Annotated in this window: 21 protein-coding genes; 8 read left to right on the top strand and 13 right to left on the bottom strand. The window is 66.1% G+C overall.

Annotated features, from left to right (window positions below):
- The first annotated feature begins 6 nt into the window (after positions 1 to 6).
- On the top strand, positions 7 to 453 hold the full coding sequence (gene lysM, locus NYR58_RS06895) for a peptidoglycan-binding protein LysM (protein WP_261519751.1): 447 nt from the start codon (positions 7 to 9) through the stop codon (positions 451 to 453).
- Positions 454 to 526: 73 nt separating this feature from the next.
- Positions 527 to 1,150 (top strand): alpha-ketoglutarate-dependent dioxygenase AlkB family protein, encoded by a 624-nt coding sequence (locus NYR58_RS06890; RefSeq protein ID WP_261519750.1) that lies wholly within the window; start codon positions 527 to 529, stop codon positions 1,148 to 1,150.
- Here NYR58_RS06890 and coaA read toward each other — a convergent pair.
- The 7 genes from coaA to hisB all read right to left on the bottom strand — a co-directional run bounded on the left by coaA (position 1,137) and on the right by hisB (position 6,315).
- Complete coding sequence (coaA, locus tag NYR58_RS06885; RefSeq protein WP_261519749.1) at positions 1,137 to 2,096, bottom strand: type I pantothenate kinase; 960 nt, start codon at positions 2,094 to 2,096, stop codon at positions 1,137 to 1,139. The genes NYR58_RS06890 and coaA overlap by 14 nt on opposite strands.
- Positions 2,097 to 2,121: 25 nt before the next feature.
- Positions 2,122 to 2,454 (bottom strand): phosphoribosyl-ATP diphosphatase, encoded by a 333-nt coding sequence (locus NYR58_RS06880; protein WP_261519748.1) that lies wholly within the window; start codon positions 2,452 to 2,454, stop codon positions 2,122 to 2,124.
- A complete protein-coding gene (hisF, locus tag NYR58_RS06875; RefSeq protein ID WP_261519747.1) occupies positions 2,451 to 3,251 on the bottom strand; it encodes an imidazole glycerol phosphate synthase subunit HisF in 801 nt (266 codons plus the stop codon). Before hisF ends, NYR58_RS06880 begins: the two co-directional genes overlap by 4 nt.
- Positions 3,252 to 3,854: 603 nt before the next feature.
- Complete coding sequence (gene hisA / locus NYR58_RS06870) at positions 3,855 to 4,586, bottom strand: 1-(5-phosphoribosyl)-5-[(5-phosphoribosylamino)methylideneamino]imidazole-4-carboxamide isomerase (protein WP_261519746.1); 732 nt, start codon at positions 4,584 to 4,586, stop codon at positions 3,855 to 3,857.
- Positions 4,583 to 5,233 (bottom strand): imidazole glycerol phosphate synthase subunit HisH, encoded by a 651-nt coding sequence (gene hisH, locus NYR58_RS06865; RefSeq protein ID WP_261519745.1) that lies wholly within the window; start codon positions 5,231 to 5,233, stop codon positions 4,583 to 4,585. The genes hisA and hisH overlap by 4 nt, the downstream gene beginning before the upstream one ends.
- Positions 5,234 to 5,235: 2 nt before the next feature.
- On the bottom strand, positions 5,236 to 5,700 hold the full coding sequence (locus tag NYR58_RS06860) for a DUF2628 domain-containing protein (RefSeq protein ID WP_261519744.1): 465 nt from the start codon (positions 5,698 to 5,700) through the stop codon (positions 5,236 to 5,238).
- A gap of 6 nt (positions 5,701 to 5,706) precedes the next feature.
- Positions 5,707 to 6,315, bottom strand: a complete 609-nt coding sequence (hisB, locus tag NYR58_RS06855) for an imidazoleglycerol-phosphate dehydratase HisB (RefSeq protein WP_261519743.1) — start codon at positions 6,313 to 6,315, stop codon at positions 5,707 to 5,709.
- A 155-nt stretch (positions 6,316 to 6,470) separates the two neighbouring features.
- Between hisB and hslV the strand changes: the two genes are divergently transcribed.
- The 4 genes from hslV to NYR58_RS06835 all read left to right on the top strand — a co-directional run bounded on the left by hslV (position 6,471) and on the right by NYR58_RS06835 (position 9,941).
- Complete coding sequence (gene hslV, locus NYR58_RS06850) at positions 6,471 to 7,019, top strand: ATP-dependent protease subunit HslV (protein WP_261519742.1); 549 nt, start codon at positions 6,471 to 6,473, stop codon at positions 7,017 to 7,019.
- Complete coding sequence (locus tag NYR58_RS06845; RefSeq protein WP_261519741.1) at positions 7,009 to 7,551, top strand: GNAT family N-acetyltransferase; 543 nt, start codon at positions 7,009 to 7,011, stop codon at positions 7,549 to 7,551. The genes hslV and NYR58_RS06845 overlap by 11 nt, the downstream gene beginning before the upstream one ends.
- Complete coding sequence (gene hslU / locus NYR58_RS06840; RefSeq protein ID WP_261519740.1) at positions 7,548 to 8,858, top strand: ATP-dependent protease ATPase subunit HslU; 1,311 nt, start codon at positions 7,548 to 7,550, stop codon at positions 8,856 to 8,858. The genes NYR58_RS06845 and hslU overlap by 4 nt, the downstream gene beginning before the upstream one ends.
- A gap of 114 nt (positions 8,859 to 8,972) precedes the next feature.
- Positions 8,973 to 9,941 (top strand): DUF1402 family protein, encoded by a 969-nt coding sequence (locus NYR58_RS06835; protein ID WP_261519739.1) that lies wholly within the window; start codon positions 8,973 to 8,975, stop codon positions 9,939 to 9,941.
- Positions 9,942 to 9,965: 24 nt separating this feature from the next.
- On the opposite strand, the gene NYR58_RS06830 is transcribed toward NYR58_RS06835, so the two are convergent.
- Genes NYR58_RS06830 through NYR58_RS06815 form a run of 4 tightly spaced genes read right to left on the bottom strand, consistent with a single transcriptional unit; the run spans position 9,966 to position 12,725 of the window.
- Complete coding sequence (locus NYR58_RS06830) at positions 9,966 to 10,346, bottom strand: helix-turn-helix domain-containing protein (RefSeq protein ID WP_261519738.1); 381 nt, start codon at positions 10,344 to 10,346, stop codon at positions 9,966 to 9,968.
- Entirely contained in the window at positions 10,343 to 10,885 is a 543-nt protein-coding gene (locus NYR58_RS06825) for a Smr/MutS family protein (RefSeq protein ID WP_261519737.1), read from the bottom strand. Before NYR58_RS06825 ends, NYR58_RS06830 begins: the two co-directional genes overlap by 4 nt.
- Positions 10,882 to 12,003 carry a murein transglycosylase A gene (gene mltA, locus NYR58_RS06820; protein ID WP_378074658.1) on the bottom strand — a complete coding sequence of 374 codons (1,122 nt, stop codon included), beginning with the start codon at positions 12,001 to 12,003 and terminating at the stop codon, positions 10,882 to 10,884. The genes NYR58_RS06825 and mltA overlap by 4 nt, the downstream gene beginning before the upstream one ends.
- Before the next feature lie 20 nt (positions 12,004 to 12,023).
- Positions 12,024 to 12,725 carry a Tim44/TimA family putative adaptor protein gene (locus tag NYR58_RS06815; protein ID WP_261519735.1) on the bottom strand — a complete coding sequence of 234 codons (702 nt, stop codon included), beginning with the start codon at positions 12,723 to 12,725 and terminating at the stop codon, positions 12,024 to 12,026.
- 164 nt (positions 12,726 to 12,889) lie between these two features.
- On the opposite strand from NYR58_RS06815, the gene NYR58_RS06810 reads away from it, so the two are divergent.
- Both NYR58_RS06810 and secB read left to right on the top strand, forming a co-directional pair.
- Positions 12,890 to 13,381 (top strand): FxsA family protein, encoded by a 492-nt coding sequence (locus NYR58_RS06810; RefSeq protein ID WP_261519734.1) that lies wholly within the window; start codon positions 12,890 to 12,892, stop codon positions 13,379 to 13,381.
- Positions 13,382 to 13,490: 109 nt separating this feature from the next.
- Positions 13,491 to 14,000, top strand: coding sequence for a protein-export chaperone SecB (gene secB / locus NYR58_RS06805; protein WP_261519733.1), 510 nt, complete (start codon positions 13,491 to 13,493; stop codon positions 13,998 to 14,000).
- 120 nt (positions 14,001 to 14,120) lie between these two features.
- Here the strand turns inward: secB and dnaQ are convergent, their stop codons facing one another.
- Entirely contained in the window at positions 14,121 to 14,855 is a 735-nt protein-coding gene (gene dnaQ, locus NYR58_RS06800; protein WP_261519732.1) for a DNA polymerase III subunit epsilon, read from the bottom strand.
- Positions 14,856 to 14,924: 69 nt separating this feature from the next.
- The coding region (gene coaE / locus NYR58_RS06795) for a dephospho-CoA kinase (protein WP_261519731.1) at positions 14,925 to 15,386 on the bottom strand (462 nt) is incomplete at its 5' end.

The raw sequence follows: 15,386 nt of genomic DNA, 5'->3' as shown, positions 1-15,386 counted from the left end.
AACCCCATGGGCGTTTTTGATTTCGTCAAGTCGGTCGGCACCAAGCTTGGTCTCGTGGAGGAAGAGCCGCCAGCAGCCGCAGAGGTGAAAAAGGAGCTCGATTCCCACAAGCTCGGCACCGAGAAGGTGGACGTGGAGGTACAGGGCGACAAGGTGCTGCTGAAGGGCGAGGTTGCCGACCAGTCGGTCTTCGAGAAGGCGGTCGTGGCCGTCGGCAACACGCTGGGCGTGGCCAAGGTGGAAGCGACCGAACTCAAGGTGGCCGGCACGGCGGCCAGACAGCCCGTCTTCTACACGGTCAAGAAGGGCGACAACCTCTGGAAGATCGCCGAGGCGCATTACGGCAAGGGCAATGGCGCCAAGCACACGGTCATCTTCGAGGCCAACACGCCGATGCTCAAGCACCCCGACAAGATCTATCCCGGCCAGGTGCTTCGCATTCCCGAGCTTTGAGATAAGGTCCGGGCACCGATCAACCATCCGGCGCGGCCGCGCAGGCCGTGCCGGGCACTGCCCGGAGGAACACATGCCCGAACTCGCCCCTGGCGTGCGCCATCTTCCCGGCTTTCTCGATGGGCAGGAGCAGGAGGCCCTGCTCGCCGACATCCGCGCCGTGGCAGCGGCCGCGCCGCTCTACGTGCCCACCATGCCGAAGACGGGAAAGCCGATGAGCGTGCGCATGACCAATTGCGGGGGTCTCGGCTGGGTGACAGACCGGGAAGGCGGCTACCGCTACCAGCCCACGCATCCGGTAACCGGCAGGCCCTGGCCGCCGATACCGGCCCGGCTTCTCGCCCTGTGGAGCGCGGTTTCTGACTATCCGCACCCGCCCGAGGCCTGCCTCGTCAACTTCTACGCCGAAGGCGCCAGGATGGGCCTGCACCAGGATCGCGACGAGAAGGACCTTTCAGCCCCCGTCGTCTCCGTCTCGCTGGGGGATGCCTGCCTTTTCCGCGTCGGCGGCACCAGCCGCGCGGGCAAGACCGTCTCCTTGCGCCTGGAAAGCGGCGATGTGGTGGTTCTGGGCGGCGAGGGGCGGCTTTGCTATCACGGGGTCGACCGCATCTATCCCGGCACCTCGCCGCTGCTGAAAGATGGCGGGCGCATCAACCTGACGCTGCGGCGCGTCAACCCGCCTACAGCTTCCTGAGCGCCACTTCCTCGACCAGATGGTCGGTGCCCTTCCGCAGGATGAGGTCGGCGCGCGGGCGGGTGGGCAGGATGTTTTCGCGCAGATTCTTCAGGTTGATGTTGTGCCAGAGCTGCTCGGCGATCGCCTGGGCGGAAGCCGGCGCCAGCTTGGAATAGCGGTGAAAGAAGGACTTCGGGTTCTGGAAGGCCGTTTCGCGCAGGCGCATGAAACGCTCCACATACCATTGATGAATGAGCTCTTCCGGCGCGTCGATATAGATGGAGAAATCGAAGAAATCCGAAACGAAGGGCACGGCCTTGCCATCGGCCGGCAGTTCGCGCGTCTGCAGAACGTTGATACCCTCGAAGATGAGGATGTCCGGCCGGTCGATGGTCACGAACTCGCCGGGCAACACGTCGTAGGTGAGGTGCGAATAGAGCGGCGCGCGCACATTCGGCAGGCCAGCCTTGATGGCGGAAAGGAAGCGCAGGATGGCGCGGATGTCGTAGCTTTCGGGAAAGCCCTTGCGGTCCATCAGGTTCTCGCGCCTCAGCACCTCGTTGGGATAGAGAAAACCGTCCGTGGTCACCAGATCGACCTTGGGTGTCGACGGCCAGCGGGCGAGAAGCTCCTTCAGCACGCGCGCGGTCGTTGACTTGCCGACGGCCACGGAACCCGCGATGCCGATGACGAAAGGCGCCTTCACGGCATCGTCGGCGTTGAAGAAGATCTGACGCTGACGGAAAAGAAGCTGCGTGGCCTCCACATGCGCCGAGAGAAGGCGCGACATGGACAGGTAGATGCGCCGCACTTCCTCCAGATCGACGGGATCGTTCAGGGAGCGCAGGCGGCGCACCTCGTCCTCGGTCAGGGTCAGCGGCGTGTCGTCACGGAACTTCGCCCACTCCCGCGCCGTGAAGATGCGGTAGGGGGAGTAGCGTTCGCCCGATACAAGCTGGTCCATCAGAGTCTTTTCGTTCCGCGAGCGCTCAGTCGCCCGGCCCGGGTGCACGCGCCGCCTTCTCGGCCAGTCCCGAGCGCCCGGTGCGGCCTTCGAGCTCGGCCATCACATCTTCCAACGAGACGCCGGCAAGCGCCAGCACCACCAGCCAATGATACAGAAGATCGGCGCTTTCCGAAACGAGGGCCTTGCGGTCGCCGGAGACGGCGGCGATCACCGTTTCCACCGCCTCTTCGCCCAGCTTCTGCGCCGCCTTTTCCATGCCGGCGGAGAAGAGGCGGGCCGTCCAGGAGCCTGCGTCGCCGGAGCGGGCACGCTCGGCGACGATGGCCTCGAGGGCGGAAAGATCGAAACCGCTCATGGCTGTTCTGACTGCTCCACAGTGTCGAGGCGCATGGGGATTCCCGCCCGCGCCATATGCTTCTTGGCCTGGCCGATCGTATAGGTTCCGAAATGGAAGATCGAGGCGGCGAGCACGGCGGTGGCGTGGCCGTCGCGAATGCCCTCCACCAGGTGGTCCAGCGTGCCGACGCCGCCCGAGGCGATCACCGGCGCGCGCACCGCATCGGCCACCGCGCGGGTAAGCGCGATGTCGTAGCCCGCCTTCGTGCCGTCACGGTCCATGGAGGTGAGCAGGATCTCGCCGGCCCCCAGAGAAACCACGCGCTCGGCGAACGCCACGGCATCGATGCCGGTGGCGTTGCGCCCGCCATGGGTGAAGATCTCCCAGCGGTCCGCCTCTCCCGTCGCGGAGACCTTCTTGGCGTCGATCGCCACGACGATGCACTGATTGCCGAACTTGTCGGCGGCGCGGGCGACGAAGTCCGGGTCCCTCACGGCCGCCGTGTTGATCGACACCTTGTCGGCGCCGGCCAGAAGCAGCCTGCGGATGTCCTCCACGCGGCGCACTCCCCCGCCCACGGTGAGCGGCATGAAGCACTGCTCGGCCGTGCGCGCCACGACATCGAAGATCGTCTCGCGGTTCTCGTGGCTTGCCGTGATGTCGAGGAAGCACAGCTCGTCCGCGCCCGCGGCATCATAGGCCTTCGCCGCCTGTACCGGATCGCCGGCATCGACGAGGTCCACGAAGTTGACGCCCTTGACGACACGGCCGTCCTTCACATCGAGACAGGGGATGACGCGGGCTTTGAGGGTCATGTGAGCGGCTTTACAGATTCAGGCTTGAGAGGAGCGGGGGCTGGCACGGGGTTTCCCTCGAGAGACTGCTCGCATGTCTTCTGCGCTGGTGGAAGCGACGATCATTCGCTGACCTCGGTCGATCCGTCATATCCCGTCTTTGCCCCTGTCCCCTTGTGCGTTCAACAGATCAACGTATCGCGCGCGCATCGTGCCACGCTTCCAAAGGCTCAACGTCCGATATTCTGGCGATGACGCCGCAATTCTCCATGAGCACGACTTTCGACAGAAACAGGCCGCGTTCCGGGTCTTGCGCAGTAATATCGAAGCCCGATCTCAAATTCGATCTTTTTCCCGAGAGTCCATATTCAATTTCTCTTCGCGCGGCTTCAATGCGCTTTCCTGTTCCTGCATCGGCAAGGCCGGGTGGACAGGCGCACCGGCCCCATTTTCGAGAGGCGCGGTCGAAGGGAAGATGCCGAACTCGACCGGGAAACCCCGATCAAGTTGCACACCAGCTGGCGCGAGCAATCTTCAGGATCATGAAAACATATGAAGTTTCAATGTTTTATATATCCCCCACGACTGTTTCGTTCCCCTGTTGAATTTGGCTGCGAGCCGCGTTCACGCTGCCTTGCTCAGCAGTTTGAGGGCCGCCTTCGCGTCGATCCGCCCGTCATAGAGCGCCCGCCCCGAAATGGCGCCCTCCAGTTTCGCCGCGTCCGGCATGGTCATGCGTTCGATATCGGCCATGGAGGCGAGGCCGCCGGAGGCGATGACGGGGATGGAGACGGCCTGCGCCAGCGCGATGGTGGCCGGCCAGTTGATGCCTTTGAGAACCCCGTCCCGGTCGATGTCGGTGTAGATGATGGCGGCCACGCCGGCGCCCTCGAAGCGGCGCGCCAGCTCGACCGCCTCGAGATCGGAGGTCTCCGCCCAGCCTTCCACGGCCACCTTGCCGCCGCGCGCGTCGATGCCCACGGCAATCCTTCCCGGGAACAGCCTGCATGCCTCGCGCACGAGCTCCGGGTCGCGCACCGCCACGGTGCCCAGGATGACGCGGGCCAGGCCCTTGTCCAGCCAGGCCTCGATCTGCGCGAGGCTGCGGATGCCGCCGCCGAGCTGCACTGGATTCCTCGTGGCGCGCAGTATGGCCTCCACGGCCGCGCCGTTGCGGCTTTCGCCGGCGAAGGCGCCGTCGAGGTCCACAACGTGCAGCCACGCGAAACCCTGCTCCTCGAAGGCCTTCGCCTGGGCGGCGGGGTCGCGGTTATAGACCGTCGCCTCGTTCATGTCGCCCAGCTTCAGGCGCACGCATTCGCCGCCCTTCAGGTCGATGGCAGGAAAGAGAATCATGGCTGCCACCTCAGAAAATTGGCGATGAGGGCCAGCCCCAGTGCCTGGCTCTTCTCCGGGTGGAACTGGGTGCCGGCGAGATTGTCGCGGGCCACGGCGGCTGTCACTTCGCCGCCGTAATCGGTCACTGCCACCACATCCTCCTCGCGTTCGGCGGCCAGATGGTAGGAATGCACGAAATAGGCATGCAGGCCATCCGTCCCGGTGCGGATGCCCTCGAAGAGCGGATGGGGCTGTTTCACGTGAATCGTGTTCCAGCCGATCTGCGGAATTTTCAGGGCGGAATCGGCGGGCGCCATCTCCCTGACGTCGCCGGCGATCCAGCCGAAGCCCCTGCTCACCGTCTTCTCCAGCCCCCGCTCGGACATGAGCTGCATGCCGACGCAGATGCCAAGGAAGGGACGTGCCTGCCGGATCGCGACCTCCTCTATGGCCTCCACCATGCCGGGAACGGCATCGAGGCCGGCGCGGCAATCGGCGTAGGCGCCGACGCCGGGCAGCACGATGCGGTCGGCCCCGCGCACGCGCTCGGCATCCGCCGTCAGCTCAATGCGCGCACCGATGCCGGCCTCGCGCGCCGCGCGCTCGAACGCCTTGGTGGCGGAGCGCAGATTGCCGGAGCCGTAGTCGATGATGGCGACACGCATCGTCAGCTCCCGCGTGACACGTCGAGAAGATCGAAGGAGGACGCACCGGGGCGGGGCGGGGCCGCCGGGGCCGACCGTGCGGGGGCAGGCCCGTCCTCGCGGGCGGTCTCGGCCAGATAGCGCATCTCCGCTTCTGCGCGGTTCGCCCCCTCCACGACACCCCAGTCGTGAAAGCCGCGTCGGCGCAGCGCGGCGGCGCGCAGGGCCTGCGCCTCCAGGCCGATCAACGCCGACAGAAGCAGCGAAAGGACAAGCCCAAGGCCGGAATAGGCCGGCTGGGCAGAGAGCGTGGCAAGCGCCAGCCCGAGCGCCAGAACGGCCAGCGCTTCCAGCCACATGCGATGCCACAGAAACCACAGGAAGGGTGCCAGAAAGGCCAGGAATGCAAAGCCGTCGCGCAGGATGATGGCCTTTTCCACCCTCTCCCTGTCCGTGCCGGCAGGTTCCAGAACCAGATAGCTTGCCATGGCGTCTCAGCCCCTGAGCGTGCCCTTGGTGGAAGGAACGGCCCCCGGCTGGCGCGCATCGGGCTCGCAGGCGGCCCGCAGAACCCGCGCTACCGCCTTGAAGCAGGTCTCGGCAATGTGGTGGCTGTTGGCGCCATAGTGATTGGTGACGTGCAGGGTGATGCCTGCGTTCTGGGCAAGCGCGTGGAAGAACTCGCGCACGAGCTCGGTGTCGAAGGTGCCGATCTTGGACGACGGGAAGGCCACCTGCCAGACGAGAAAGGGCCGGCCCGAGACGTCCACCGCGGCACGCGTCAGCGCCTCGTCCATGGCAAGCTCCAGAGACGCGTAACGGACGATGCCACGCCGGTCGCCAAGGGCTTCGGCGATGGCGCGGCCGAGCGCAATGCCGCAATCCTCCACCGTGTGGTGGTCGTCGATGTGGAGGTCGCCGCTGGCCTTCACCGTCATGTCGATGAGCGAATGGCGGGAAAGCTGCTCCAGCATATGGTCGAAGAAGCCCACGCCGGTGGCGATGTCGAAACGGCCCTCGCCGTCGAGATCCACGGTCACCGCGATTTCGGTTTCGTTGGTCTTGCGGCCGATCTGTGCCCTGCGCGGGGTGCTGGCAGCCATGGGTGTTTCCTTCGCGAGCTCACGGGCCAGCCTTCTAGCAGCCTATCCCGGCGAAGGCCAGACGGCCGACGCCGTTTGCAATCCTCGCCTTCCCTCTTACATATGCGCTCTGGACCACACCGCCTGCGGCAGGGCGGGCAGTCAGGGAGCGCGCGATGAGCGAATCTCAATCCATGCATGCCACCACCATCGTCACCGTGCGCAAGGGCGGCAAGGTGGTGATCGCCGGCGACGGGCAGGTGAGCTTCGGGCAGACCATCCTGAAGGGCAACGCCCGCAAGGTGCGGCGGCTGGGCAAGGGCAATGTGATCGCCGGCTTCGCGGGGGCGACGGCCGATGCCTTTACGCTGCTCGAACGGCTGGAGGGAAAGCTGGAGCAATATCCCGAGCAGCTCATGCGGGCCTGCGTGGAGCTGGCCAAGGACTGGCGCATGGACCGCTATCTGCGCCGGCTGGAGGCGATGATGCTGGTGGCCGACCGCAACATCACCCTGGCGCTGACCGGCACCGGCGACGTGGTGGAGCCGGAGGGCGGCGTGATGGCCATCGGGTCCGGCGGCAACTATGCTTTGGCGGCCGCGCGCGCCCTGATCGACACCGACAAGAGCGCCGAGGAAATCGCCCGCCGCGCCATGGAAATCGCCGCCGGCATCTGCATATACACCAACGACAACATCATCATGGAAACCCTGGATGAAGGCTGAGGGCGCATCGCTCGGCTTCGAGCCCGTGGCGCAACGCCACCTGCCGTTGCTGCGCAGCTGGCTCGAGGCGCCGCACATGCGCGAATGGTGGGGCGAACCGGAGAAGGAGCTGGGTTTCATCCGCGACATGATCGCCGGGCGGGATACCACGCGGCCCTTCCTCATCCTTCTCGATGGAGAGCCGGTGGGCTACATCCAGTGCTGGTTCGTCGGCCACCACCAGAACCGGACGTGGATGGACAAGAACCCGTGGCTTGCCGAGCTTCCCGCGGAAGCCGTGGGGGTGGATCTTTCGATCGGCCGGCCGGAGATGCTGTCCAGAGGGGTGGGAAGTGCGGCGCTCGCCGCCTTCACCCGCAAGCTTCTGGAAGAAGGCCACACCACCATCATCATCGACCCCGACTCCCGGAACTTGCGCGCCGTGCGGGCCTATATGAAGGCGGGGTTCCGCCCCGTTCCGCATCTCGAAGGGCGCACGGGCGACACGCTCATCATGCAATACGACCCACAGGCAGACGAGACGACGACATGACCAATTTCTCGCCGCGCGAAATCGTTTCCGAGCTCGACCGCTACATCATCGGCCAGAAGGACGCCAAGCGCGCCGTCGCCATCGCGCTCAGAAACCGCTGGCGCCGCCAGCAGCTCGAACCGGGCCTTCGCGAGGAGGTGATGCCCAAGAACATCCTGATGATCGGCCCCACCGGCGTCGGCAAGACGGAGATCTCGCGCAGGCTGGCCAAGCTGGCGGGAGCGCCCTTCATCAAGGTGGAGGCCACGAAGTTTACCGAAGTGGGCTATGTGGGCCGCGACGTGGAGCAGATCGTGCGCGACCTCGTCGAGGTGTCGATCGCGCTGACGCGCGAGAAGATGCGCGAGGACGTGAAGGCGCGCGCCCACATGAACGCCGAGGAACGCGTTCTCGAGGCGCTGGTGGGCAAGACGGCGAGCCCCGCCACGCGCGACAGCTTCCGCCGCAAGCTGAGGGCCGGCGAGCTGGACGACAAGGAAATCGAGATCGAGGTGTCCGACACCGGCGGCGGGCTGCCGGGCTTCGAGATTCCCGGCCTGCCGGGGGCGAATATCGGCGTGCTCAACATCAACGACATGCTGCAGAAGGCCATGGGCGGCGGCCGCACCAAGACACGCAGAACCACCGTCAAGGACTCCTACCAGCACCTCATCAACGACGAATCGGACAAGCTGCTCGACCAGGACGAAGTGATCCAGCGGGCGCTGGCGGCGGCGGAGAACGACGGCATCGTCTTCCTCGACGAGGTGGACAAGATCGCCGCGCGCGAGGGCGGCATTGGCGCCGGCGTGTCGCGCGAGGGAGTGCAGCGCGACCTGCTGCCGCTGGTGGAAGGCACGACGGTGGCCACCAAATACGGCCCGGTGAAGACCGACCACATCCTGTTCATCGCCTCCGGCGCCTTCCACGTTTCGAAGCCTTCCGACCTCTTGCCCGAGCTGCAGGGCCGCCTGCCCATCCGGGTGGAGCTGCGGGCATTGGAGAAGGAGGACTTCCGCCGCATTCTCACCGAGACCGAGGCAAGCCTCATCAAGCAATATGTGGCGCTGATGGCCACGGAGGGTGTGGAGCTGGAGTTCACCGACGATGCCATCGACCGGCTGGCGGCCATAGCGGTGGACCTGAACGCCAGCGTCGAGAACATCGGCGCACGGCGGCTGCAGACGGTGATGGAGCGCGTGCTCGACGACATCTCCTTCAACGCGCCCGACCGTTCCGGCGCCAAGGTGGTGGTGGATGCCGCCTATGTGGACGAGAATGTGGGCGATCTGGCCAGAAACACGGACCTTTCCCGCTACATCCTGTGAGAAATGGGCCACACTGGCGAACAATCGGCTTGCCAGGAAATGAACCCCCTCGACGCCGGAGGAGGCTTTTCATAGGTTGCGGGCCATCAGGGTCCATATGATTTGGGTTGGTGGATGGCGCTCAGATTCGGCATCATCCTGGGAATATTTCTGGGGGTGACGGCGGTCTCCGTGGAGGCCGCCCAAATCGTGCCGGCCGGAAACCGAAGCGCCGAGCAGCCGCCCGTGCCCGGCGCCTCGGCGCGGCGCACCAGCGCCGGCAACACCACCTTTCAGGCGAAATATGCCAAGATCTATCAGCTTCTGAAGAACGATCCCGCCCTGATCGCCAAGATCCGTGCGGCGGCGGCGGCTTTCGAGATCGCACCGATCCACATGCTGGGCGCCATCGTGGGCGAGCACACCTACAATGTGGACGCCTACGATCGCCTCCAGACATACTACGTGAAGGCGGTGTCCTATCTGCGCGGCTCCTTCTCCTTTTCCTATGGCGGGGAAAGCCTCGACGCTTTCCTTGAGCGGCCCGAATTTGCCGATTGCGCGCGGGAGGAGGACAGCTACGACCTCTGGAGCTGCCACGAAGAGGTGTGGGACCAGTCCTTCCGCGGGCGCACGGTGGCGGGAAAGCGCTTTCCCAACGACCGCTTCTCGGCCGTGTTCTTCCAGCCCTTCTATGCGGGCCAGACCTTCGGCATCGGCCAGCTCAACCCCTTGACGGCCCTGCAGATGACGGACTTCGTGCATGAGGTCACGGGGCTTGGAAAGCTCGATCACCGCGACCCGCAGAAGGTCTATCACACCATCATGGACCCCGACGTCTCGCTGTACTACATCGCGGCGACGCTGAAGAAGTCCATCGACGCCTATGCCCGCATCGCCGGCTTCGACATCAGCCGCAATCCGGGCATCACCGCCACGCTCTACAATCTGGGCAATCCGGAGACCCGGGCGGCCAAGCTGGCCGCCGAGAACCGCCTGCGCCGCAAGCAGGGGCGGGCGCCGCGGCTGCCGCAGGAGAACTATTACGGCTGGCTGGTAAACGAAAAGCAGAAAGAGCTCGAGGCGCTGCTGGCCGAGTCGTAAGACCGGCAAGCAGGCAGGCGCCCGTCACGGAGCCTTGGCCTCCTTCCGCCCGAGAATGGCCTTCAGGGCGCCTTCCAGCTCGTCCAGGTCCTGCCTTTCGAGTTGCGCGATGTTGCGGGCGAGCAGATTGGCGATGGCGGTGGCCTTTTCCGGCAGGCCGGCGGTGTCCACCACGACGCGCGGATGCGAAAGCGCAGCCAGGCGCTGCAGCTCGTCCGCCTCATCCCAGATGACATTGAAATAGCCGATGATCTTCTGGACCATGGCCCAGTTCGGCGGGCTGCGGCGACCATGTTCGAGGGCCGAAAGATAGGCGGGACTGACCCCGAGGGCGGCCGCCATCTCCTTCTGGGTGATTCCACGGGCGCGGCGCATCTGGCGCACCCTGGCGGCAAAGGGCGTCATCGCCGGCCTGCCTTGCGCCGCAGGCGCACATAGATCGCGCCGGCGCCGCCGTGGTGCCGGGCTGCCTCCTCGAACCCACCGACAATGGTGCGAAAGGGCTCGGTCGACAGCCATTGCGGCACGGCGCGGCGCAGAACGCCGGCGCCGCGCCCGGACGACCCCTTGCCGGTGATGACCAGAACGTAACGGCGCTCCTCCTCGAAAGCGCGGCGCAGGAAGGTGAGCAGGAGGATGTGCGCTTCCTCCTGGGTCATGCCGTGCAGGTCCACCCGGCCGCCGATGTCGAGCCGGCCCGTCGCGAGCTTCCTTCGCGTGGGTGCGTCAAGCCGGCGAGGATTGCGTGACGACGACGCAGGTTGAGGCGCCCTGCCGTCCTGCGGGCCGACGGGAGACGAAACAGGCGGCTCCTGGCGCGGAACGGAAAGGGGGAGGGTTTCCTCCTCATCGTCGGGGAAGGCTTTTCCCTTCAGCGGGACTGCGCTGCGCGCCACGCGGCTCCACAACACACGGTCCTCGGCGGAGAGACGCTTGCGCTTCATGGCGCATCCACCAGGCGACGTGGCAACAGCGCATGGAAGCTGGCGGCGTGGCGGATGCGGCCGGCAAAGCGGCCGGCAGCTTCGCCCGTGCCGATGAAAAGGTCGCCGCGGGCCGGCCCCAGGATGGCCGAGCCCGTGTCCTGCGCGATCATCAGCCGGCGGAATGGCCTGCCCGCGTCATCCCGCAGGTTCGGGGCGTCGATGAAAAAGGGCGTGGCGAAGGTATGAAGATGCCGGTCCACGGCGATGGAGTGGAGAGGAGAGAGCTGCACCTTGGCGGCGGCGACGGGGCCGAGCGCCGGATTGCCCATCGGCGTTTCGCGGAAGAAGATGTAGGAGCGGTTGCGCCACAGGATCTCGTCCTGCCGATGCGGATTGCGCGCCAGCCAGTCGCGGATCGACTGCATGGTTACATCGCCCGGCGCGATCTCGCCGAGAGCGACCAGCTCGCGGCCGATTCCCGTGAAGGGATGGCCGCTCTTGGCCGCATAGGTGATGCGCCGGCGGCTGCCGTCGGTCATCCTGAGGCGGGCTGCGCCCTGAACATGGATGAAGAAGGCGTCCACTCGGTCGGCCAACCAGCACAGCTCCAGCCCGCGGCCCGAAAGCGCCCCGCCGTCTATGGCCTGCCGGTCATGATAGGCGACGAGTCGCCCCTCGACCCGACGGGCAAAGGCGAAGGAGGGGTCAAGGCCGTCGGGCGGATCCTGCGGATCGACCTTCACCAGATCGTCCGGGCGGCGATGGATGGGCACGCGGAAGCGCGCGGTGGGCTCCGGCGACGCCTCCACCTCGGGCTCATAGTAGCCGGTGACGAAGCCGCCCTGCCCCTCCGGCGGGCGGATATGACAGGGCAGGAAATGCCGCTCGAAAAAGGCGCGGGCTGCCGGCTCGTCGAGGGTGCCGTCCACGGCGCGGGCCTCAGCGAAGGCCGGCTCGAAAGCGGAAGCCTCGACGCCCAGCGCGCCGGTGCGGTAGGGCCGGTGTGCGGCATGGCGGGCACAGCGGGCGAAGGCCGCAAAGGCGGCCGCCGCCGCCTCCCCTTCCCATCCGGGCAGCGCGCTGTAGCCGATGGGAGAAAAGACCGCGGAAAGGCTCACGGCGACACCCCCTCGCATCCGCCCGCGCCGGGGCCGGCTCATTCCTCGGCTTCGGTGGCCACCAGCTTCCAGTTGGGGTCGCGCGAGCGGGTGTCGCGGGCAAAGGTCCACACATCCTTCACTTCGACCACGGTTTCTGGGTCGCCGTCGATGATGGTGCCGGCGCTGTCTCGCGTGGCGGAAATCAGCTCCGAGACGATGCGCAGGGTGACATGGGCCTCATGTCCCTTCATCTCCGCTGCGACGATGGTCGCCTTGTCGATGCCGACGAAGGAGGACTCGATCTTCTCGGAACGCTTTTCCCGCTCCTCGATGGCGGAGATGAAGCCGTCGTAAACCTCGCGCGAGAGCAGGTTCTTCAGCGTGCGCCGGTCGCCATCGGCATAGGCCATGACGATCATCTCGTAGGCCATCTTGGCGCCTTCCAGAAAGGCATCGGGATCGAAGGCCGGGTCGGCATCCCTGATGGCGCGCAGGCCCTTGTTGAGCGGGGTGCCGGGCTCGGCGACCGCGTCGATGGCGGCGTAGCCATCTTCGCCGTCCCCGCCGCCCTTGCGCCGCGGCAGGGAGACCACATTGTCCTTCTTGTCCTTCTCGGCCCGGCCGGTTCGCCCGGCCGTGTAGGGGTCGAAGGGCGGACGTTCATTGCCCGTGCGACGGCCAAGCACGTTGCGCAGCTGGTAGAAGATCACGACCGCCGCGACGAGAAAGAAGATCGTACCGAAATCGAAGAATTCCATTGTGTCCCAGCCAAGCCGCCTTGTCGTGTTCCGCGCCGCCCGCGTTCAAAGAAGCATATAGAACGCGCATACCGATCATTCAAATCCGCGGCAAGCGTTCCTATCTCCAGGGTCCGGCGCATTCGCCGGGACCGCCAAGAAGCCAGAGAGGTTAGACCAAAAACGTGCCCTTCTCCATCGTTCCTTTCCTGCTGCTCGCCATTCCGCTCCTGGAAATTGCCGTTTTTGTGGTGGTGGGCGGGCAGATCGGCGTGCTGGCCACGCTGGCACTGGTCCTGGCCACGGCGGTGGCGGGCTCCATCCTGCTGCGCATCCAGGGCTTCGGCGTGCTTGCCCGCGTCCAGCAAACGCTCAACGAAGGGCGGGTGCCCGGCCGCGAGCTCGTGCATGGCGTGATGATCATGATTGCCGGCATCCTGCTGCTGACGCCGGGATTCGTCACGGATGCGCTCGGTTTCCTGCTCTTCATCCCTGCGGTGCGCGACATCGGCTGGACCTTCCTGCGCGAGCGCATCGTCATCGTCGGCGGCGGCAACGGCCGGGGCGGAGCAACCGGCGGGAGCCGCGACAAGGTGATCGACCTCGACATGGAAGACTACTCGCGCTCCGAGCCTGGAGAATCGCCGTGGCGCGGGCCGGAGACGCCACGCGAGTGACCGCCGGCGATACAACTTTTGGACGCAGGCCCCCTGCAACCTTGTCTTGCCTTCATCCGCATGGTAGCGAGCGCCATCATCAACGGCATTGGACGAGGATTTGAGGCTGATGGCCGACAAACCGCAGGAAACAGAGAAAGCCAAGGGAACCGAGGCCACGGGCAACAACGGCGCGCAGCCCAGCCTGAACGTTCTGACCCAGTACATCAAGGATCTCTCCTTCGAGAGCCCCGGCGCCCCGCGCACGCTGATGCAGCGGGAGAAGGCGCCCTCCATCAACATCAACGTCAATGTGAACGCCAACCCGCTGGGCGGTGCCGACTACGACGTGCTGTTGACGCTGACGGCGCGTGCGGAGATCGACAAGAACGTGGTCTTCAATGTCGAGCTCGTCTATGGCGGCGTGTTCCGCATCCAGAACTTCCCGCAGGAGCACATGCTGCCGCTGCTCTTCGTGGAGTGCCCGCGCCTGCTGTTCCCCTTCGCACGGCAGATCATCGCCGATGCGACGCGCAATGGCGGCTTCCCGCCGCTGCTCATCGACCCGATCGACTTTGCGCGCATGTTCCAGCAGCGCATCGCCGAGGAACGCGCCAAGAGCCAGGTGCAGGCTTCCTGAGCCTACGCAACGACCGGAGCCGCGGAGACCGTTTCGAAATCGCGGCCGTGGCTCCAGTTTTCGCGCGGCGCGGCGTCTTCGCGGCAGGCAGGCCCGAACGCCGGGCTGCGGCAGTCTGCTTCAAGACTGCCGTTCCTCCTTCGCCGCTGCCGGAGGCGGGGCGAAATTTCGCCACAGCGCCTTTTCGCCAAGCTGCGCCACCATCGCCTCGTGCGCCTGTCGCTCGGCGGCGGTGAGCCGGGGGGGAAGCGGCCGCTCCCGACGGGCAAGGGTCACAGCGGCGCGGCTGGCACCGGACCTGCTCTCGCCGCGGCCGGCGGATACCTCCAGGCCGAAGGTTGCCTGCCTGCCGCCGACGAGCTCGATATACACCTCCGCCAGAAGTTCCGCGTCGAGCAGCGCGCCGTGCTTGGTGCGGTGCGAGTTGTCGATGCCGTAGCGGCGGCACAGCGCATCGAGCGAATTGGGGCCCATCGGATGCTTGCGCCGGGCGATGGCCAGCGTATCGACCACGCGCGCCGGGTCAACCGGCGGATGGCCCAGCCGGTCGAACTCGGCATTGATGAAGCCGATGTCGAAATTGGCGTTGTGGGCGACCAGCTTGGCGCCCTCGATGAAGTCCAGAAACTTGTCGGCAATGGCTGCGAAAACCGGCTTGTCCGCCAGGTCTGCGTCTGAAATGCCGTGCACGGCATGTGCATCGGGGTGGACGGAACGCCCCTCGGGATTGATGAAGAGATGCAGCGCGCGCCCGGTCGGGAACCGGTTGACGAGCTCCACGCAGCCAAGCTCGATGATGCGGTCCTCGCGCGGGTCGAGGCCGGTGGTCTCCGTATCGAAAATGATCTCGCGCATCGAATCACTCCCCGCAGCGAGCATGGCGGTGGAGGACAGGCCGCGCAAGCCGTGCCGTGCAGAAAGCTGTCAGCCGAGCGTCAGTTGCGCGATGATGTCGCGCACGGCCTTTCTCGCCGCCTCCATGCCGAGACTCGTGTCGATGAGGAAATCCGCCCGCCGGCGCTTTTCCTCGTCCGGCACCTGGCGGGCGAGGATGGCGGCCAGCTTCTCCTCCGTCATGCCGGGGCGGGACAGGACGCGCTGGCGCTGCACCTCAGGAGGTGCGGTCACCACCAGTATCCTGTCCACGCGGTCCGTGCCGCCGGTCTCGAAGAGCAGCGGTATGTCGAGAACCACGAGCGGCGTGCCCTTGCGCCGCTCCTCCTCGACGAAGCGGTCGGCCTCGCGGCGCACCATCGGGTGAATGAGCGCCTCAAGCTTCTTGAGCGCCTGCGGTCGGCCCATGACGGCCTCGGCAAGGCGGCTCCGGGGGGGGGGGGCGGCGCCCCCCCCCCCCCCCAAAAAAAAAAAAAAAAACCCCCCCCCCGC

The organism is Chelativorans intermedius, assembly GCF_025398255.1.
GTDB lineage: Bacteria > Pseudomonadota > Alphaproteobacteria > Rhizobiales > Rhizobiaceae > Chelativorans > Chelativorans intermedius.
This window is presented reverse-complemented; position numbering and strand designations above follow the sequence as displayed.